Origin of the sequence: Achromobacter sp. GbtcB20 (assembly GCF_019091095.1) — a bacterium.
Classification (GTDB): domain Bacteria; phylum Pseudomonadota; class Gammaproteobacteria; order Burkholderiales; family Burkholderiaceae_B; genus Achromobacter; species Achromobacter mucicolens.
Genome location: NZ_JAGXJZ010000379.1, coordinates 1 through 319, shown reverse-complemented (window position 1 = coordinate 319; position 319 = coordinate 1). Strand labels below are relative to the sequence as shown.

Sequence of the window (319 nt, the reverse complement as noted above, 5' to 3'; positions counted from 1 at the left end):
CCCGCAAGGTGTTGCCGCGCGACGAGGCCGTGGCCTACTTCAAGTCGATCGGCGAAGACTACAAGGCTGAGATCATCGCCTCGATCCCGGCGAACGAGGACGTGTCGCTGTATTCGGAAGGTGGGTTCACCGACCTGTGCCGCGGCCCGCACGTGCCCTCGACCGGCAAGCTGAAGGTCTTCAAGCTGATGAAGCTGGCGGGCGCCTACTGGCGCGGCGACTCGAACAACGAGATGCTGCAGCGCGTCTACGGCACCGCCTGGACCAGGAAGGAAGACCAGGAGCAATACCTGCACATGCTGGAAGAGGCCGAGAAGCG

1 pseudogene is annotated in these 319 nt (G+C 63.6%); it reads left to right on the top strand.

What is annotated here, in order from left to right:
* Positions 1-319 (top strand): annotated as a pseudogene (locus KVT32_RS29410) (threonine--tRNA ligase); the annotation flags it as partial.